A 20,362-nucleotide genomic window follows, 5' to 3' on the forward strand; every position below is an offset into this window, starting at 1 on the left:
GGCCTCCCTACAAGCCTGCTGAATAAAACTCAGAATTTTCCAAACGAAGACTTTTGGACAACGGCAGTCACACTCAATTTACAGGGAATACGAGGAACTGATGCAGTCAAAAATTAACTGGATTGATAACCTGCGAGGAATAGCGTGTCTGATGGTGGTCATGATCCACACGACGACCTGGTACGTCACAAATGCCCACAGCATCAGCCCCGTTAACTGGGATATCGCCAATATTCTCAACTCTGCGTCACGCGTCAGCGTGCCGCTGTTCTTTATGATTTCCGGCTTTCTCTTTTTTGGCGAGCGTAGCGCGCAGCCGAGGCACTTCGTCCGCATCGCGGCCTGCCTGGGGTTCTACAGCGCCGTTGCCCTGCTTTATATCACGCTGTTCACCTCCATTAACGCCGGGCTGTCGCTGAAATACGTGCTGCAAAAACCGGTGTTCTACCACCTGTGGTTCTTCTTCGCGATTATTGTTATCTATCTGGTCTCCCCGCTCATTCAGGTGAAAAACGTCAGCGGTAAAATGCTTCTGGCCCTGATGGTGGTGATTGGCATTATCGCTAACCCGAATACGGTTTCGCAGAAAATCGACGGATTAGAGTGGCTTCCGGTCAATCTCTATATCAACGGCGATACATTTTACTACGTGCTTTACGGCATGCTGGGGCGTGCCATCGGGATGATGGACACGCAAAAACGCGGGCTGAGCTGGCTCTGCGGGGCGCTGTTTATCGCTGGCGTGGCGGTGATTTCACGCGGGACGCTGCATGAGCTGCAGTGGCGCGGCAATTTTGCCGATACCTGGTATCTCTATTGCGGGCCGATGGTCTTTATCTGTGCGGTTTCGCTGCTCACGCTCGCCAAAAACACCCTGAACGCGCGTCCCCTGCCCGTGCTGAGCCTTATCTCACGGCACTCTCTCGGGATTTACGGTTTTCACGCGCTGGTGATCCACGCGCTGCGCACGAGGGGCATTGAGCTAAAAAGCTGGCCGGTGCTGGATATCGTCTGGATTTTTGCCGCCACGCTGGCGATCAGCCTGCTGCTGTCGATACTGCTGCAAAAAATAGACGCTCGCCGCTTCGTCAGCTAATGCTTCGCTGCCGGGCGCGATGATACTGGCGCGGGGAGGAAAACCCTGCCGCCAGTGAAGCCTGCTCCACGCCGCGCCCCTGCAATAGCCATTGCTCCGCCACCGCCAGACGCAGCTGCTCAAGATAATCGCGAACGCTAATGCCTAAATGCGACTGGAAAAGCCGGGTGAGATGGCGCGGGCTGACGTGCGCCAGTGCGGCGATGTCAGGCAAGCTCCACGTTTTTTGCGGCTCGGCGGTGAGCGCATCCTGCGCCCGATGTATCGCCGGATGAAGATGATTGCGATAGCGTAGCCACGGAGATAGCTGAGGATCGTCACCGGAACGGCGGAACCAGACCACCATCTCACGCGCCACGGTCAGCGCCTTTTCGGGGCCGCACAGGCGGTTAATCATGTGCAGCGCCAGATCGATGCCCGACGTGATCCCCGCGCTGGTCCAGATATTCTCATCCTGTACAAAGATGCGGTTTTCTTTAATCGTCGCCGCGGGAGCCGCAGTGCGTAAACGGCTGATAACGTCATGGTGGGTTGTACACTGCCGGTTGTTCAGCAGGCCCGATTTCGCCGCCAGCAGCGCGCCTGAACAGACGCACATCACCGTGATATCCCGGCGCTGGATCTGTGGCTGCAGGCGCATCAGCCAGTGCTGTATCTGTAACGCATGTGGTGTCGAAAACTGAGTGCGGGAGTCGCTCACGCCGGGCAATACCAGCAGGCTCCCCTCAGGAAGCCTTTCCGGTAACGGCTGAATGCCGCTCATCGTCAGGCCTATCGACGTCGGCACCTCCGGTTGCGGGCCAATGTAATGCAGACGAAACGCGTCGCCAGCCAGTACAAAGGTTTCTGCCGGGCCGGTCATGTCTAATGACAGCACCCCGGGCAACATCACGAACCAGACGTCGATACTCATTACAGGGACTCCAGCGTCTCCGCTACCGTTTTAATTTCGGCAAAACGCCCGGACAGTACCGTTTCGGTACGGTGGCGAATGTCCGCAGCGCTAAGGGTAATGCCCCTGTACGTCATGGGGAACGTCAGCGTGGCCTCGCTGACAAAGGTCACAGCATAACCCAGATCGGATGCCACCCGGGCGGTGGTTTCGCAGCATTGCTCAGTGCGAATGCCGCAGATAATCAGCTGGTTGATATCACGTTCACGCAGCCAGCGATCGAGCCCGGTATCCGTGAAGGCATTATGGACGTGTTTCTGGAAAACCACATCCGGCTGATGACGCAAAAAGGCCATCGGTTTGACATAGCCGCTTTTCAGGGTGAAAGGGCCGTCTTCGTCCACATGAAAAATATCAACGACCGGAATATTGCGCGCCTGGCAGCCTTCAATCAGCCCCAGCATCGCCTGCTGAAAGGCAGGGATCTCGCTTTCCTGCCAGTAATTGCGGTGATGGAAGGACTGCTGAGTGTCGATGTTGATTAATGCAGTGCGTGACATGATGGGTCTCCTCGCCAGTGGGTGTGGCACCATACTGGCAAGGAAATGAAGGCACGCACAGACCAAAAAAGGACATCCTCGTGCCTTTCCCGGACAAGCGTATTTACGACATCAGGGGCAGCAGCTGCTGGTAGATTTTACGGAATACCGCGCGCCTTTCCGCGTACCGCGCAAGATTTGCCGCGTCAGGGAAATGCGCCTGTTCAAGGGTAAGCTGCGGCAGCAGTTGTGAAAGTGGTTTTTCCGGGTTCATAGCAATCTGCGCCAGACGCGCGGCGCCGAGCGCGGGGCCGACATCGCCACCGGTGCGGAAATCCAGCTGCAACCCGCTGATATCCGACAGCATCTGTCGCCAGTAAGGGCTTCGCGCGCCGCCGCCAATCAAAGTGACGCTTGCGGGTTCCAGGCCGCAGTCGTGCACCACGTCCATTCCGTCGGCCAGCGCATAGCCCACGCCTTCGAGAACCGCACGCGCCAGCTCTGCCGGGCCATGCTGATGGGTTAAGCCAAAGAACACCCCTTTCGCTTCCGGGTTGTTGTGCGGCGTACGCTCGCCGGAAAGATACGGTAAAAACCAGACGGCACCCGCAGCGTCATCCGCCTGCTGCGCCGCCGCAATGAGCGCCGGCACGTCGGTCATGCCGGTGAGTTTCGCCGCCCAGTCCAGGCAGGACGCCGCGCTCAGCATCACCGACATCAAATGCCATTTCCCTGGAAGGGCATGACAGAAACTGTGCACAGCGCTTTCTGGATTACTGCGATAGCCGTCGCTGACGGCAAAATAGACGCCAGAGGTTCCCAGAGAAAGCATCGCCTGCCCCGCCTCAACCATGCCGACGCCGACAGCGCCCGCGGCATTATCACCGCCTCCGGCAACCACCGGTACGGCAGGCATATTCCAGCGTTCAGCAACGGCTGGCAGCAGCGCGCCTGTCACCTCACAGCCTTCGTACAGCGCGGGCATATGTTCCCGGGTCAGGTGGCAGGCATCCAGCATCGCCTCGCTCCAGTCGCGTTTCGCCACGTCGAGCCACATGGTGCCGGCGGCATCGGACATGTCGCTGGCGAAATCGCCCGTCATGCGAAAACGCAGATAGTCTTTCGGCAGCAGGACTTTCGCCACCTGCTGGAAAATCTCCGGCTCGTGTCGCTGCACCCACAGCAGCTTGGGCGCGGTAAAGCCGGGCATCATCAGGTTGCCGGTAATCTCACGAGACGTGGGTACATGCGCCTCAAGAAGCGCACACTCTTCTGCACAGCGGCCATCGTTCCAGAGAATGGCGGGTCGCAACACGCGATGCTCGCTGTCCAGCAGCGTAGCGCCGTGCATTTGCCCGGCAATCCCCAGCGCTTTAACGTCGCGCAGGCTATGCTGCTCGCCTAAGGCATTGATTGCGCGATCCGTCGCCTGCCACCACTGCTCCGGATCCTGCTCCGACCACAGCGGATGCGGACGTGAAACCTGCAGCGTTTCCGTCTGCGTTGCTAACACCTCGCCCTGCTCGCTCAAAAGGATGGCTTTCACACCCGATGTGCCAAGATCGATCCCGATATACATTACGGTGACTCCTTTTACAGAAATGCCCGGTAGCGCTAACGCTTACCGGGCCTACGTGCATCTTCAGCTAAATTACTTATCAAACAGATAGTGGTTTACGAGATTTTCCAGCAGCTCCTGGTGTCCGCTCTGGTGCTGTGGCGCCAGCTGATGTTGTTCAGCGTACTTCGCGATCTCCGCAAGCGATAACTGCCCCTTCAAAATTTGCTGGCCCAGCTCACTGTTCCAGCCGCTGTAACGCTTCGCTACGCGTTTATCCAGCTCGCCGTCTTCAATCATACGAGCCGCCACTTTCAGCGCCAGCGCCATGGTGTCCATCGCGCCAATGTGGCCGTAGAACAGATCGTATTTATCGGTGCTCTGGCGACGCACTTTGGCGTCAAAGTTCAGGCCGCCAGTGGTAAAACCACCCGCTTTGATGATTTCGTACATCACCAGCGCATTCTCTTCCACGCTGTTCGGGAACTGATCGGTGTCCCAGCCCAGCTGTGGGTCGCCGCGGTTCGCATCGACCGAGCCGAAGATGCCCAGCGCAATCGCAGACGCGATCTCGTGGTGGAAAGAGTGGCCCGCCAGCGTGGCGTGGTTGGCCTCAATGTTCACTTTAATCTCTTTTTCCAGACCGAACTGCTTCAGGAAGCCATACACCGTCGCCACGTCGTAGTCGTACTGGTGCTTGGTTGGCTCCTGCGGTTTCGGCTCGATCAGCAGCGTGCCGCGGAAGCCAATTTTGTGCTTGTGGTCGACAACCATCTGCATAAAGCGGCCAATCTGCTCGCGCTCCTGGCGAAGATCGGTGTTGAGCAGGGTTTCATAGCCTTCACGTCCGCCCCACAGGACATAGTTTTCGCCGCCCAACTGATGCGTAGCGTTCATTGCCGTCACCACCTGCGTGGCCGCCCAGCTAAACACGTCCGGATCCGGGTTGGTTGCCGCACCCGCGCCGTAGCGAGGGTTGGTAAAGCAGTTCGCCGTGCCCCACAGCAGCTTCACGCCGCTTTGCTGCTGTTTCGCCGCCAGCACATCCACCATCTGCGCGAAGTTGTTCAGATACTCTTTCAGCGACGCGCCTTCCGGCGACACGTCCACGTCATGGAAGCAGTAGTACGGCACGTTCAGCTTGTGGAAGAACTCAAACGCCACATCGGCTTTGCGCTTTGCCAGTTCGATGGCCTCACCCGGCTGCTGCCACGGGCGGTCAAAGGATCCCACGCCGAACATATCGGCGCCGTTCCAGCAGAAGGTATGCCAGTAACAGGCGGCAAAGCGCAGATGATCTTCCATGCGCTTACCCAGCACCAGCTCATCCGGGTTGTAGTGACGAAATGCTAAAGGATTGGTCGTTTTCGGGCCTTCGTAACGAACACGATCGAGTTGGTCGAAATAAGCTTGCATATTGAGCTCCATAATCAGGGTATGCGGCGAGTCGTTGATACAGGAGTAATAGTGAATAGACATTTTGGGTTGCTCAATTACGTTATTTCACACTGCTATTGAGAGAATGCACAACTGTGCGCTGGCTCGCAAAATAATGCGCAGACAAACTATTTTTCGGCGCTTATTCCAGAATCAAATGTAATTAAGACGTTACGCATTTTAAAATCCGATCGCGGTCATAAATTCAGAAATAAACCAAATATCATAATGAGAAGATAAAAATCTGTAATTGCCAGCCCGCCTTTCCGCGTTAAAAATTTGCTGCGTCTCAGCAGTGAATGTTTCTTTTATCTCAGCAACACATACCCCTACAAAAAGGCCTAATAATTATGAAGATAAAGAACCTGACTCTAACGCTCTGCACTACGCTCCTCCTTGCAAGCTTTGCAGGACATGCCAAAGAGGTCAAAATTGGCATGGCGATTGACGACCTGCGTCTGGAGCGCTGGCAAAAAGATCGCGATATTTTTGTTAAAAAAGCTGAATCCCACGGCGCCAGCGTGTTTGTGCAGTCGGCTAACGGCAATGAAGAAACACAAATGTCGCAGATCGAGAATATGATTAACCGTGGCGTCGATGTGCTGGTCATTATCCCCTATAACGGCCAGGTATTAAGTAACGTGGTGAAAGAAGCCAAGCAGGAAGGCATAAAAGTTCTGGCCTATGACCGCATGATTAATAATGCGGACATTGATTATTATATTTCTTTCGACAATGAAAAAGTCGGGGAATTACAGGCGCAAAGCCTGATCGACAAAGTGCCTCAGGGCAATTATTTCCTGATGGGCGGCTCTCCGGTGGATAACAACGCCAAACTGTTCCGCGAAGGACAAATGAAAGTCCTTAAGCCGTACATCGACAACGGGAAAATTAAAGTGGTTGGCGATCAGTGGGCCGACGGCTGGCTGCCAGAAAACGCGCTGAAGATTATGGAAAACGCGCTGACGGCAAATAACAACAAAATTGATGCGGTTGTGGCCTCCAACGATGCCACCGCAGGCGGTGCGATTCAGGCATTAAGCGCGCAGGGGCTGGCGGGTAAAGTCGCTATTTCTGGACAGGACGCCGATCTGGCTGGCGTAAAACGCATTATCGCAGGCACCCAAACCATGACGGTCTACAAACCGATTACCGAGCTTGCCAATACGGCGGCGGAAATCGCCGTAGAACTGGGCAATGGCAAGCAGCCTAAAGCAGACGCAACGCTGAATAACGGGCTGAAAGACGTTCCGGCTCGCCTGCTCACACCGATTGAAGTCAATAAAGAGAACATTGACGCCACCGTGGTTAAAGACGGTTTCCACAAGAAGAGCGAACTGTAATCCGGCGCGGCCCCTGCTCTGCGGGGGCGCATCACGTTGTACTGTTCTTCCCTCGGGTTATGTGGAGCGGTTATGCCTTATTTACTTGAAATGAAAAGCATCACCAAACGCTTCGGCACGGTGAAAGCCGTCGACAACGTCAGCCTGCGGTTGAACCCCGGCGAAGTGGTTTCGCTGTGCGGTGAGAACGGTTCGGGCAAGTCGACGCTGATGAAAGTGTTGTGCGGGATCTACCCACACGGCAGCTACGAAGGCGAAATCGTTTTTGCCGGCGAAGTTATCCAGGCGAATCACATCCGCGATACCGAACGCAAAGGCATCGCCATCATCCACCAGGAGCTGGCGCTGGTGAAGCATCTCACCGTGCTGGAGAACATTTTCCTTGGGGCCGAAATTTCCCGCCACGGCGTGCTGGATTACGACACCATGACGCTCCGCTGTGAAAAGCTGCTGGCGCAGGTGAGCCTCAGCATTTCACCGGATACCCGCGTGGGGGATCTGGGCCTCGGGCAACAGCAGCTGGTCGAAATCGCTAAAGCGCTCAATAAGCAGGTCAGGCTGCTGATCCTTGATGAGCCAACCGCCTCGCTTACCGAACAGGAAACTGCGGTACTGCTCAATATCATTCGCGATCTGCAAAATCACGGCATCGCCTGCATCTACATTTCGCACAAGCTGAACGAGGTCAAAGCCATTTCGGACACCATCTGCGTGATCCGCGACGGGCAACACATCGGCACGCGTGAAGCCGCGGGCATGAGTGAAGATGACATCATCACCATGATGGTGGGACGCGAGCTAACGGCACTTTACCCGAATGAACCCCACGCAACGGGCGATGAAGTGCTACGCGTGGAAAACCTGACCGCGTGGCATCCCGTTAACCGCCACATCAAGCGTGTGAATAACGTCTCGTTTTCTCTGCACAGCGGCGAAATTCTCGGTATTGCCGGGTTAGTCGGCGCCGGGCGCACGGAGGCCGTACAGTGCCTGTTTGGCGTGTGGCCGGGGCGCTGGGAGGGCACCATTTATATCGACGGTCAGCAGGTGAAAATCGACAACTGCCAGCAGGCGATCGCCCGCGGCATTGCCATGGTGCCGGAAGACCGCAAAAAAGACGGCATCGTGCCGGTTATGGCGGTGGGGAAAAACATTACGCTTGCGGCGCTCGATCGCTTCTCCGGCGCGCTGAGCAGCCTGGACGATGCCGCAGAGCAGCAGTGCATCCTACAGTCACTCGCCCGGCTGAAGGTTAAAACCTCCTCACCGGAACTGGCGATTGGCCGCCTGAGCGGCGGCAACCAGCAGAAGGCGATTCTGGCGCGCTGCCTGCTTCTCAATCCACGCATATTAATTCTTGATGAGCCCACGCGGGGGATTGATATCGGTGCCAAATATGAAATCTACAAACTGATTAATCAGCTTGTACAGCAAGGGATTGCCGTCATTGTCATTTCGTCTGAGTTACCCGAAGTGCTCGGCCTGAGCGACCGCGTGCTGGTCATGCACGAGGGAAAACTGAAAGCCAACCTGATTAACCAGAACCTGACGCAGGAGCAGGTGATGGAAGCCGCTTTAAGGAGCGAACGTCATGTCGAAAAGCAATCCGTCTGATATCAAAGTCGCCGTTCCGACGCCCGGTGCGTTTGCGGGGCTAAAAGCGCTTAACCTGCAGGTTTTCGTGATGATCGCGGCGATTATCGTCATCATGCTGTTCTTTACCTGGATGACCGATGGCTCGTACTTAAGCGCGCGTAACGTCTCCAACCTGCTCCGCCAGACTGCCATCACCGGCATTCTGGCCGTCGGCATGGTGTTCGTGATTATCTCCGCGGAAATCGATCTGTCGGTCGGGTCAATGATGGGGCTCCTCGGCGGCGTGGCGGCGATTTTTGACGTCTGGCTCGGCTGGCCGCTGCCGCTAACCGTGGCGGTCACGCTGGTGCTGGGTCTGGTTCTGGGAGCCTGGAACGGCTGGTGGGTTGCCTATCGTAAAGTGCCGTCGTTCATTGTCACCCTGGCGGGGATGCTGGCCTTCCGCGGGATCTTAATCGGCATCACCAATGGCACTACCGTCTCCCCGACCAGTGCAGCCATGTCGCAGATTGGCCAGAGTTACCTCTCAGATAGCGTGGGCTTTACCATCGGCGTGGTGGGGTTGCTAGGGTTTGTCGCGTGGCAGTGGCGTGGACGTATGCGCCGTCAGGCGCTGGGGCTGGCGTCGCCAGCATCCACGTCGGTAGTAGGGCGTCAGGCGCTCACGGCGATCATTGTGCTCGGCGCCATCTGGCTTTTAAACGACTATCGCGGTGTCCCGACGCCCGTCCTGCTGCTGGCGCTTTTACTGCTGGGCGGCATGTTTATGGCCACGCGCACCGCGTTTGGCCGCCGCATTTATGCTATTGGCGGAAACCTTGAAGCTGCCCGCCTCTCGGGTATCAATGTCGAGCGTACCAAGCTGGCGGTCTTCGCCATTAACGGCCTGATGGTCGCTATCGCCGGGCTGATCCTCAGCTCGCGTCTGGGCGCCGGTTCACCCTCCGCCGGTAACATCGCCGAGCTGGATGCTATCGCTGCCTGCGTCATTGGCGGCACCAGCCTCGCAGGGGGTATCGGTAGCGTGGCGGGCGCGGTCATGGGGGCATTTATCATGGCGTCGTTGGATAACGGGATGAGTATGATGGACGTCCCGACGTTTTGGCAGTATATCGTCAAGGGGGCCATTCTTTTACTGGCAGTCTGGATGGACTCGGCCACCAAGCGACGGGCCTGATAGCCGTATTGTGACTTAATTGGGAAGTGAGCCATGTTTGAAAAGCGTCACCGCATTACGTTGTTATTCAATGCCAATAAAGCCTACGACCGTCAGGTGGTGGAAGGCGTGGGTGAATATTTGCAGGCGTCGCAATCCGAGTGGGATATCTTTATTGAGGAAGATTTTCGCACCCGTCTGGAGAACATCAAAGACTGGCTGGGCGATGGCGTTATCGCTGACTATGACGACCCCGTTATTGAGCAACTGCTGACCGACGTCGACGTTCCGATCGTGGGCGTCGGCGGCTCCTATCATTCGCCCGAACACTATCCGCCGGTTCACTATATTGCCACCGATAACCATGCTCTGGTCGAGGCCGCGTTTCTCCATTTAAAAGAGAAAGGCGTCCATCGCTTCGCGTTTTATGGTTTACCCGCCACCAGCGGCAAGCGCTGGGCCGTTGAGCGTGAGCACGCGTTTTGCCAGCTGGTCGCGCAGGAGAAGTATCGCGGCGTGGTCTATCAGGGGCTGGAAACCGCCCCGGAAAACTGGCAGCACGCGCAAAACCGCCTGGCGGACTGGCTGCAAACGCTTCCGCCGCAAACCGGTATTATTGCCGTGACGGATGCGCGCGCGCGGCACGTGCTGCAGGTTTGCGAACACTTACACATTCCGGTGCCGGAAAAACTGTGCGTGATTGGCATTGATAACGAAGAACTGACCCGCTACCTGTCTCGCGTGGCGCTCTCCTCCGTTGCCCAGGGCACGCGTCAGATGGGCTATCAGGCGGCGAAGCTGCTGCATCGCCTGCTCGATAAAGAATCTATGCCGCTTCAGCGTTTGCTCGTGCCTCCTGTCCGCGTCGTGGAACGTCGCTCAACCGATTATCGCTCCTTAAGCGACCCGGCCGTCATTCAGGCCATGCACTATATTCGCAACCACGCCTGCAAAGGGATAAAGGTCGATCAGGTGCTGGATTCGGTGGGCATTTCGCGTTCGAATCTGGAGAAGCGTTTCAAAGAAGAGGTGGGCGAAACCATTCATGCCGTCATCCATGCTGAAAAGCTGGAGAAAGCACGCAGCCTGCTCATTTCCACGTCGCTGTCGATCAACGAAATCTCGCAGATGTGCGGTTACCCGTCTCTGCAATATTTTTATTCGGTGTTTCGCAAAGAGTATGACACCACGCCGAAAGAGTATCGGGATCGCCACAGCGAGGTGCTGATCTAGAAAAGAAAACGCCTTCCAGTGGAAGGCGTTTTTTTGAGATTACATATGGGCGGCGATTAAGCGCTGGTTATCCTGGTACATGGCGAACAGATAGTTGTTATAGCTCTGTCCCTTCGTCGAATAACCTTTCAGCTTGTGGATCATCGTACTGGCCGTCACTTCCTGGTCCGCCTTACGCAGCTGAGCGCGTGATTTACGGAACGATGAGTAGGCCGGGTGCGTATTCAGATTCACCACGTAGGCGCTGACGGAATCCTTCACAGATTCAAACTGCGAATAGCCTTTCACCTTGCCAGGGGCATTATTACAACGACCTTTCACGCACTTCATGCCGAAAAGGTTGTTGTTGCTACGCGCAAGCTTAGACGTACCCCAGCCGCTTTCGGCTGCGGCCATGGTCGCAACCATGCTGCCCGGGATGATATCCACACGCTCAAGGAGAGCATTCCACGGCACACGACGCGTGTTACCGTTCCAGCTCAGCTTGTAGCGCTTCGTGATATCTTTCAGACGCGCGCGCTCTGACGGCGACCAGCGGCTATCGTACTGTTTGGAGATCAGCCAGTTACGATCCGCAGTAATCGCGGCATTTTGACTCGTGATGTAAGGCATTACCGTCCGGAGAAACGCTTTTTTCCTTGGTGTTCCGGAAGGGTATTTTCGCAAATCAGGAAGTGAACTACTCTTTGCACTATTGCGAGAATACTCTTGTTTACTGCTAACCTTACTACTTGTCGTCTTTATTACGTGGGCTTTCTTACTCGTTGTATCCGTGTGCGTCTTCGCAAGCACCTCACCCGAAAATGCCGTGGTGAGTAACATGAGTATCGCAGCCCCATATCGTCGAATGGGAGTCGATATCATTAGGTCTCCTGGTCGGATGTAATCATCCCAACACCTTATTTTTTTCACAAATTTGAGAGCGGAATCTCAAATCATATCAAAAATAGACTTCAAGAGCACGTGTAGAAATAGTCCAATTCCGAAACTATGTCACCTGAAACTTGCTCATAAAAACATCATTCCACAAAAACTGTGTGCGCTATCGCAGATAACTGCCTAATTTTGCGCGAGATCACTCATCCTCACGCTTCCTCCTGGCAGAAAGCGACAGGGGATGAGTTTTTGCCCCCCGCCTGATGGCACACTGGTCAAAAATGCCGCGACAGGAAAAAGGAATGAAACGTACCGCATTAGCCTTTCTGATGTTACCCGCAATGGCACATGCCGACTGGTCATCGCCGGGATTTAGCGCATTTAGCGCCGAAGGCACCGGAGTCTTCACCAGCCAGGCAAAGCTTGCGAAGGGTACGCGTCCTCTGACGCTGAGTTTTGACAAGACGTGCTGGCAGCCTGCAGATGCGATAAAACTCAATGAGATGCTGTCGCTCAAGCCCTGTGACGGCACGCCGCCGCAGTGGCGCCTTTTCCGCGACGGTGACTACCAGATGCGGATTGATACCCGCTCCGGCACGCCCACCCTGCTGCTGACGATTCAGAGTGCCGCAGAACAGCCGGTTGCAAACGTCATCCGCCAGTGCCCTAAGTGGGACGGTAAACCGCTGACGCTGGACGTCGGCAGTACCTTCCCTGAGGGCTCCGTCGTGCGCGACTACTACAGTAAACAGACGGCGACGGTGCAGAATGGAAAAATCACCCTGCAGCCAGCCGCCAACAGTAATGGCCTGCTGCTGATTGAGCGCGCCGAAACCGACAAGCCTGCGCCGTTTAGCTGGCAAAATGCCACCGTCTATTTTGTGCTAACCGACCGTTACGTGAATGGTGACCCGGGCAACGACAACAGCTACGGTCGCCATAAAGACGGTATGCAGGAGATTGGCACCTTCCACGGCGGCGATCTCAAGGGGCTGACCAGCAAGCTCGATTACCTGCAGCAGCTGGGGGTGAATGCGCTCTGGCTAAGCTCCCCGCTTGAGCAGATCCACGGCTGGGTAGGCGGTGGCACCAAAGGTGATTTCCCGCATTACGCCTATCACGGCTACTACACCCAGGACTGGACAAAGCTCGACGCCAACATGGGAACTGAGGATGACCTACGCCAGCTTGTCGACGAAGCGCACAAGCGCGGGATCCGCGTTCTGTTCGATATCGTCATGAACCACGTTGGTTATGCCACGCTGGCAGACATGCAGGAATATCAGTTTGGTGCCCTGTACCTGCAGGGTGATGAGCTGAAAAAGACGCTTGGAGAACGCTGGACGGACTGGAAGCCGGGCGCGGGCCAGACCTGGCACAGCTTTAACGACTACATCAACTTTAGCGACAAAGCCGCATGGGAAAAATGGTGGGGTAAAAAGTGGATCCGCACCGATATCGGCGATTACGACAACCCCGGCTTCGACGATTTGACCATGTCGCTGGCATTTCTGCCCGATCTGAAAACGGAATCGACGACGCCTTCCGGATTGCCAAACTTTTATCAACACAAGCCCGACACCCACGCGAAGGCCATCCCGGGATATACCCCGCGCGATTATCTGACCCACTGGCTCAGCCAGTGGGTACGCGACTACGGCATCGACGGTTTCCGGGTGGATACCGCGAAACACGTCGAGCTTGCGGCCTGGCAACAGCTGAAAGACCAGGCAAGCCAGGCGCTGGCCGCCTGGAAAGGCGCGCACCCGGATAAAAAGCTCGACAACGCACCGTTCTGGATGACCGGGGAATCCTGGGGCCACGGGGTGATGCAAAGCGATTATTACCGTCACGGTTTTGACGCGATGATTAACTTTGACTATCAGGAGCAGGCGGCGAAGGCGGTGGATTGCCTGGCCGATATGGATCTCACCTGGCAGCAGATGGCGGAGAAGCTGCAAAGCTTCAACGTGCTGAGCTACCTCTCCTCCCACGATACGCGCCTGTTCCGCGAAGGGGGCCAGCGCGCGGCGGAGCTGCTTCTGCTGGCGCCGGGCAGCGTGCAAATCTATTACGGGGATGAGTCCGAGCGTCCATTCGGGCCGACAGGTTCTGACCCATTGCAGGGCACCCGGTCAGATATGAACTGGCAGGACGTTACGGGCAAGCAGGCCTTAACCGTCGCGCACTGGCAAACGCTGGGTCAGTTCCGCGCCCGTCACCCGGCGATTGGCGAAGGCAAACAAACCACGCTGTCGCTGAAAGAGGGGTACGGCTTCGTGCGCGAGCACAATGGCGATAAGGTGATGGTGGTTTGGGCGGGTAATCAATAATTACCCCCCTCACCCTAACCCTCTCCCCACAGGGGAGAGGGGAAAAACACCAGAACTATTCACTACACAAATCCACTCCCGCCCTATAAAACAACAAATCCGACCACACCACCCGATTTGCACCAACACGGTGCTAGCGTTATGGTTACCCACTTTCAAAATAAGCTCGACAGATCACCTGCTATGACGTTTTCACTTTTCGGCGACAAATTTACCCGCCATTCAGGCATTACTCGCCTGATGGAGGACCTCAACGACGGGCTGCGCACACCGGGCGCAATCATGCTCGGCGGCGGAAACCCGGCTCAAATTCCGGAGATGAATACCTATTTCCAGACGCTGCTCGCTCAGATGCTGGAAAGCGGCAAAGCAACCGATGCGCTTTGCAATTACGACGGCCCGCAGGGTAAAACCGAACTGCTGACACTCCTCGCGGAAATGCTGCGTGACGAGCTGGGTTGGGATATCGAACCACAGAATATTGCACTGACAAACGGCAGCCAGAGCGCGTTTTTCTACTTGTTTAACCTGTTCGCGGGACGTCGCGCCGACGGCACCACCAAAAAAGTGCTGTTCCCGCTGGCACCGGAATATATCGGCTACGCTGATTCCGGCCTGGAAGAGGATCTGTTCGTCTCCGCGCGTCCGAACATTGAGCTGCTGCCGGAAGGCCAGTTCAAATATCACGTCGATTTTGAACACCTGCATATTGGTGAAGAGACGGGCATGATCTGCGTATCGCGTCCGACTAACCCAACGGGCAACGTGATCACCGATGACGAACTGATGAAGCTGGATGCGCTGGCGAATCAGCACGGCATTCCGCTGGTGATCGATAACGCCTACGGCGTACCGTTCCCGGGCATTATCTTCAGCGAAGCACGTCCGCTGTGGAACCCGAACATTGTCCTGTGCATGAGTCTCTCTAAGCTGGGCCTGCCGGGCAGCCGCTGCGGCATCATCATCGCCAACGAAAAAATCATCACCGCCATCACCAATATGAACGGGATTATCAGCCTTTCTCCGGGCGGCATTGGCCCGGCGATGATGTGCGAAATGATCAAACGCAAGGACCTGCTGCGTCTGTCGAATGAGGTGATCAAGCCTTTCTATTACCAGCGCGTTCAGGAGACGATTGCGACAATTCGCCGCTATTTGCCGGAAGAACGCTGTCTGATCCACAAGCCGGAAGGGGCGATTTTCCTGTGGCTCTGGTTTAAGGATTTACCCATCACCACCGAGCTGCTCTATCAGCGCCTGAAAAAGCGCGGCGTACTAATGGTGCCGGGCGATTATTTCTTCCCGGGTTTGGATAAGCCTTGGCCGCATACGCACCAGTGCATGCGCATGAACTATGTGCCCGATCCGGAAAAAATCGAAGCGGGTGTCAAAATTCTCGCCGAAGAGATCGAAAAAGCCTGGCGCGAAGGCAATTGTTAAATAATAAGGCTCTTCAAATGAAGAGCCTTATTTTTCCGTGATCTTAATCTTATATTAAGGATATATCCTGTAGCGTGTTATTTATCATCCCCCTTGAGTTTCCTTAGGAATATTCCTTTAATTTACGCTCGCTAACTTCCCCATCAATAATTAAGCACCAATTAAAGATCTTAACTTATTGTTATTTTGAAATAACCACCTGCAACGCAGGAAAATATCACCCTGAGTCACTTTCATGCATATTTAAAAATAGTGCATATACTCACTAATACGCCGCTCGGCGTTCTTTTGCGTGGAGTATTCATATGCTACCTAATAATGTTAGTCGCATCAGCGCTATTGCTGTTGCGGTACTGCTCGCGTTCTCTCTTTCTGCCTGCAGTGGAAGCGGTGGCGGCTCTCATCACTCAACGGCCAAAAATAACCCTGCGACGGGAAGCAGCAGCGGCTCAGGTGATGGAAGTGGCACGACCGCGAGCAATGGCGGTTCGGGCAGCAACGGCTCGGGTACCGGGACGGGTTCAGGTACCGGGACAGGCGCTGGTGGCGGAACGGGTTCTGGTTCAGGCTCAGGCTCAGGCTCAGGCTCAGGCTCAGGAGGCAATGGCAGCGGAGGAACCGGAACAGGCAACACGGGCGGTGGAGGAACCACTACCGCAGGCGTAAATACGATACTGGGTGACGCCGGTAAAACGGTGACCAGCGTTGGCTCTACGGTGGATGGCCTTGGAAGCCAACTTCCAACAAATAATCCCGTCACGTCAACCGTTTCAACCACCGTCAGCGGTGTTGGCAGCGCCGTGTCCACCGTGGGGACAGGCGTCACTACTGGCGTTGGCGATCCAAACAACGCGAACGGTGTGGGCACAACGGTTAAAGGCGTGACCACGTCGGTTACCTCCCTGGGCAATACCGTTTCAACGGTAGGCACGGGCCTGGCGAGCTCCACTTCCGGAACACCGGTCAGCGGCGTAACCGGCCTGACGGGCAGCGTGGTCAACAGTACCGGGCAACTGGTCAGTAACACCGGCACGGGTCTTACCAACACGGTAAGCAGCCCTGCGGTCACTCAGGTAACAACCGATACCACGACCGTTGCCAACAAGACGCTGGGCGGAGTACAGGGCGTCACGCAAAGCGTGGGCACCACGACGGGCCTCGGCACACCGGTCAACGGCCTGCTGACCCAAGTGGGTAACACCGTGAGCGGCGTGGGGACCAACGTCAGCAACAGTAATAGCGGGCTGAACGGCGCGGGTCAGGTCGTCCAGAACGTCGGCCAGACGGTCACGGATAGCGGCACGCTGGTCAAACCCGCCTCTTCGACAACCGGAGGAAGTTCAGGCTCTCTCACAGCCAATGCAAATGTGGCGGCCACGAACAACAGCCTGGGTGCAACGGTCAATACGACCCTCAATACCCTGACTGCGGGCGTTACGGCCAACGCAGCAACAACATCAAGTCAAAACACGTCGACAACTAACCCGGTCAACGGTCTCAACACGTTAACCACCGGTCTGCTGACGCCAAAACAGTAACCTGCTTATTGTCATTCTGCGCCCCTGGTTCAGGGGCGCTTTATACAGCGACACTCCCCCTAACCGGGAATGATGAACAGGGATAGCGCGATGAAACACCACTTCCTTTTTTCGCTGACGGGGCTGGTTGTGCTGAGCATGGCCCGCGCCGATACACTGCCCTCTATTATTAACCCTGATAATCCGGCGCAAGTTTCTCGTAACGTTGCCCCAGAACAGCCTGAGACCGTCCCACAGCCGAAAGTCAAAATAGAAAAACCGCAGTCAACGCTGACGCCTGAAACGCCCATTACCATTCATCACATTCAGTTTATTGGCGGCACGCGTTATCCGTTGCAGGAATTACTTCAGCCCTTCAGGCCGTACGCCGGAAAAACCGTGCCGCTAAAAACGCTCACGGGGCTGGTAAACGATATTACGGCGCGCTACAAGGCCGACGGTTTTCCGCTCTCCTATGCCTGGCTGCCCGATGATAATTTCCAGCAGGGAAATATTAAAATTGTTCTGGTTGAAGGGTATGTCGCTCACAGCGACATCACCAGTAATAACCCTCACATCGCCGAGCGTCTTAAACGATTGTCAGAAAAAATCATGGCGGAAAAACCGCTGTCTCAGGATACGTTCGATCGCTACAGCCAGCTGATGACGCGCACCCCGAACGTTCCGGTCACGGCCAACGCGCAGCTGCCAACCAATATTTATGGCGCGGCGGCAATGCAGATAACCGGTAATCAGGAGCGGAGCTGGAATATCGCCTCCACGATCGACACCCGTAAAGGGCAAGATTTAATGATGCTGAACGGAACGCTCAGCAACATGACAAGCTATGGCGATCAGCTGGGCGTGGCCACGCTTATACCTTTAGATAACAACACGCGAAAAAACTATGTCGGCCTGAACTGGCAGCAGTTTTTAAACGATGAAGGGCTGACGATGCAGCTCAAAGGCAGCTATTACCGTGAAGATCCGCGAGATTTTTCTCCCCTTATCTCTTTGCCCAATAATATTCAGGTCGATTCGAAGCAAAAAACAACGCAATACAACGGCGGCGTGACGTTTGGCTATCCATTGCTGCTGACGCAAAAATCACAAATTAATCTGACCGGCGGTTTTGATTATACCGACCGCCAGGATGATTATGCTCTACAGGCCAGACTGCAGGGCAAAACCTATAGTCTGGACTCCGTCAACCAACACGCGCGTTATCCTGCGCTGGAAGTGGGTATCAACGGTGCGCATCAATTCACAGCCGCCAGCATCAGCGGCCGACTCAACGTCCGTCAGGGTATTGATGCGATGGGGGCAGATATCGTCTCAGCCCCTAAACCCGATATAAATTTCACGCTCACAAAAAGCTATCTGGACGCTGCCTGGCTGTTTGCCGACAAATGGCGGTTATCAACATCCTGGGAGGGAGACTGGTCAAATAACACGTTGCCAGAGCCCGAACGCGTTAGCTTCGGTGCCCAGCGCTTTGGCCGTGGATACCAGGACAGTGAGGCAAGCGGTGATTACGGCTATGGCGGGCAGGTAGAACTGCGCTATATCAAGATGCGGAAAGAGAGCACCTGGCTTGCCACCATCCAGCCCTATATCCTGGCCGATACCGCGCAAACCTGGTTTAACACGTCCGGTTTACCTCATCAGCGGCTCGGGTCAGTGGCGACCGGCGTGATGATAGGCGATACGCGCCACTATAGCGTCACGGTTGAGGCGGCAAGACCCGTAGGGGATGTACCGACAGACAGTCGCAACAGGGACTGGCGCTACAGTCTGACGTTCACGTGGAATTTCAATAAAATGCAGTAAGCTTTTCCGCTCGAATACTGACAGGGTCAACGCAGCGCAGCGCGTGGGTTGGACAGGCCTCCACGCAGGCCGGTCCGCCTTCGCGATGCACGCATAAATCACATTTCAGCGCCTGCGCCTTATTTCCCTCCAGACCAACCTGCATTGCCCCAAACGGACACGCCACCACACAGCTTTTACACCCAATGCAGCGCGTCTGCTCAACAAGCCAGGCTCCCGCCGTACGGCTGATGGTATGGGTTGGACAGACGTTAGCACAGGGCGCATCCTCGCACTGATGGCAACCCACTGCCGTAGTGTATGAACTTCCCTTAACCACCCGAAGGCGGGGCGTAAAGGCATGAGAGGAGACGGCGCCCTGATGCGACACAACGCAGGCCACTTCGCAGGTGCGGCACCCAATGCATTTTTCCGCATCCGCCATGATAAATCGGTTCATCTGTTACGCCTCGCGCGCGTTAAAATCCAGTTCTTTTGATGGCGAGAGTGTCCGGTTTAAATTTCTTTATGAATGATACACATGATGCACACCTTTATTGATGGCGCAGATCGCATTAGCGTATCAGGAATATTAAGGAGGGAGTCATTACGGGAAGGGAAAACGGGAGATTGGTACTATCAAATATGCCCGGCGGCGCTTCGCTTGCGCCGGCATACGTAAAACTGCGATGGCGGTCCATGTAGGCCGGGTAAGGCGAAGTCGCCCCCCGGCTTACCGCATCAGAAACGCCAGGTCAGGCCGGTCATCAGCGCGAAGCTGTCATCGCGGTCGATCATCGGGCTGTTCTTCACGTCGTCAGGCAATACGGTGTAGACCGCGCTGGCGTTCAGGTACAGCTTCTGGGTTAACTGATATTTAGCCGCCAGGCCAACGTATGGCGTCCAGCTGTCACCGGCGGTGTATTGATCCAGTCCCGAGCGGCGAGACTCGCTGCCGGATACGCCGTAGTAGTAGTCGTTATAGCTTTCGTCGCTGTAGAACACCCCCACAGAAGGCGTCAGGGTCAGGCGCTCCATTCTGATTGGACGGAAGTACGATACCTCGCCCACTACGCCGCCGCTTTCATCCATCGCATCGCCAGAAACGGCCACTTTCAGAGAGCCCCAGCTTTCGTGGCGGTAGTACGCGCCGCCGAGGAAGGCAGAGGCTTTACGCTCATCAAGCTGTTTCATCTGATGGTCGTCGTTGTCATCTGGATCGAAATGCAGCGGCATCCACGATGCGGTCAGGCTGAGTTCATTTTTTGCGTCTTTCCACAGGATCCATCCGCCCGTGGTCTGGCGAACATAAAAGCGATCGCCTTCGTAGCTAATTAACGGTACTGCGGTAGTATTTTCGTTATAGCCTTTGTAAGGAGACTCATTAAATACAGCCCCCGCTCCTAGTGAAAAGTCACCGGCCATTGCTGAGGATGTTGCAAATAACGAGGCAGCGATGAGTAAATTGTATTTAATAGTCATTACATGTAATCCATTAAAATGCCAAACAAGCGAGGCGCATAATAATGGTTACAAA

General features: G+C 55.5%; 16 protein-coding genes. 9 read left to right on the top strand and 7 right to left on the bottom strand.

Translation table 11 applies throughout. The features are described from left to right. Positions 1-100: 100 nt before the first annotated feature. Positions 101-1,096, top strand: coding sequence for an acyltransferase (locus RVY89_RS18395; RefSeq protein ID WP_484826090.1), 996 nt, complete (start codon positions 101-103; stop codon positions 1,094-1,096). Here the strand turns inward: RVY89_RS18395 and RVY89_RS18400 are convergent. From RVY89_RS18400 to xylA, 4 genes are all read right to left on the bottom strand, one after another. Further along, on the bottom strand, positions 1,089-2,009 hold the full coding sequence (locus tag RVY89_RS18400; protein ID WP_484826091.1) for a GlxA family transcriptional regulator: 921 nt from the start codon (positions 2,007-2,009) through the stop codon (positions 1,089-1,091). The genes RVY89_RS18395 and RVY89_RS18400 overlap by 8 nt on opposite strands. Beyond that, the gene (locus RVY89_RS18405; RefSeq protein WP_484826092.1) at positions 2,009-2,548 is read right to left on the bottom strand and encodes an isochorismatase family protein; all 540 of its coding nucleotides are present in this window, start codon (positions 2,546-2,548) and stop codon (positions 2,009-2,011) included. The genes RVY89_RS18400 and RVY89_RS18405 overlap by 1 nt, the downstream gene beginning before the upstream one ends. Before the next feature lie 103 nt (positions 2,549-2,651). Beyond that, positions 2,652-4,106 (bottom strand): xylulokinase, encoded by a 1,455-nt coding sequence (gene xylB / locus RVY89_RS18410; protein WP_484826093.1) that lies wholly within the window; start codon positions 4,104-4,106, stop codon positions 2,652-2,654. A 72-nt stretch (positions 4,107-4,178) separates the two neighbouring features. Beyond that, entirely contained in the window at positions 4,179-5,501 is a 1,323-nt protein-coding gene (gene xylA, locus RVY89_RS18415) for a xylose isomerase (RefSeq protein WP_371899153.1), read from the bottom strand. Positions 5,502-5,872: 371 nt separating this feature from the next. Here xylA and xylF point away from each other — a divergent pair, with 371 nt between their 5' ends. The 4 genes from xylF to xylR all read left to right on the top strand — a co-directional run bounded on the left by xylF (position 5,873) and on the right by xylR (position 10,850). Continuing rightward, a complete protein-coding gene (xylF, locus tag RVY89_RS18420; protein ID WP_484826094.1) occupies positions 5,873-6,865 on the top strand; it encodes a D-xylose ABC transporter substrate-binding protein in 993 nt (330 codons plus the stop codon). 72 nt (positions 6,866-6,937) lie between these two features. Beyond that, entirely contained in the window at positions 6,938-8,479 is a 1,542-nt protein-coding gene (locus RVY89_RS18425; RefSeq protein WP_484826095.1) for a xylose ABC transporter ATP-binding protein, read from the top strand. Next, on the top strand, positions 8,457-9,638 hold the full coding sequence (xylH, locus tag RVY89_RS18430) for a xylose ABC transporter permease XylH (protein ID WP_484826096.1): 1,182 nt from the start codon (positions 8,457-8,459) through the stop codon (positions 9,636-9,638). The genes RVY89_RS18425 and xylH overlap by 23 nt, the downstream gene beginning before the upstream one ends. 33 nt (positions 9,639-9,671) lie before the next feature. Next, a complete protein-coding gene (gene xylR, locus RVY89_RS18435; RefSeq protein WP_484826097.1) occupies positions 9,672-10,850 on the top strand; it encodes a D-xylose utilization transcriptional activator XylR in 1,179 nt (392 codons plus the stop codon). A gap of 39 nt (positions 10,851-10,889) precedes the next feature. Here the strand turns inward: xylR and RVY89_RS18440 are convergent, their stop codons facing one another. Further along, positions 10,890-11,714, bottom strand: coding sequence for a protein bax (locus RVY89_RS18440; protein ID WP_032661838.1), 825 nt, complete (start codon positions 11,712-11,714; stop codon positions 10,890-10,892). Positions 11,715-12,028: 314 nt separating this feature from the next. On the opposite strand from RVY89_RS18440, the gene RVY89_RS18445 reads away from it, so the two are divergent. From RVY89_RS18445 to RVY89_RS18460, 4 genes are all read left to right on the top strand, one after another. Further along, the gene (locus tag RVY89_RS18445; RefSeq protein ID WP_484826098.1) at positions 12,029-14,059 is read left to right on the top strand and encodes an alpha-amylase; all 2,031 of its coding nucleotides are present in this window, start codon (positions 12,029-12,031) and stop codon (positions 14,057-14,059) included. A 183-nt stretch (positions 14,060-14,242) separates the two neighbouring features. Continuing rightward, complete coding sequence (avtA, locus tag RVY89_RS18450; protein WP_371899132.1) at positions 14,243-15,499, top strand: valine--pyruvate transaminase; 1,257 nt, start codon at positions 14,243-14,245, stop codon at positions 15,497-15,499. Between the two features lie 305 nt (positions 15,500-15,804). Beyond that, complete coding sequence (locus RVY89_RS18455; RefSeq protein WP_484826099.1) at positions 15,805-17,037, top strand: collagen-like triple helix repeat-containing protein; 1,233 nt, start codon at positions 15,805-15,807, stop codon at positions 17,035-17,037. 90 nt (positions 17,038-17,127) lie between these two features. Next, complete coding sequence (locus tag RVY89_RS18460; protein ID WP_484826100.1) at positions 17,128-18,846, top strand: ShlB/FhaC/HecB family hemolysin secretion/activation protein; 1,719 nt, start codon at positions 17,128-17,130, stop codon at positions 18,844-18,846. Here the strand turns inward: RVY89_RS18460 and RVY89_RS18465 are convergent. Further along, positions 18,830-19,285: a 4Fe-4S dicluster domain-containing protein gene (locus tag RVY89_RS18465; protein WP_484826101.1), complete on the bottom strand. Its 456-nt coding sequence runs from the start codon at positions 19,283-19,285 to the stop codon at positions 18,830-18,832. The genes RVY89_RS18460 and RVY89_RS18465 overlap by 17 nt on opposite strands. A 281-nt stretch (positions 19,286-19,566) precedes the next feature. Beyond that, the gene (locus RVY89_RS18470; protein ID WP_484826102.1) at positions 19,567-20,307 is read right to left on the bottom strand and encodes a MipA/OmpV family protein; all 741 of its coding nucleotides are present in this window, start codon (positions 20,305-20,307) and stop codon (positions 19,567-19,569) included. Positions 20,308-20,362: the final 55 nt, after the last annotated feature.

Source organism: Enterobacter sp. 3U4, from assembly GCF_057224565.1.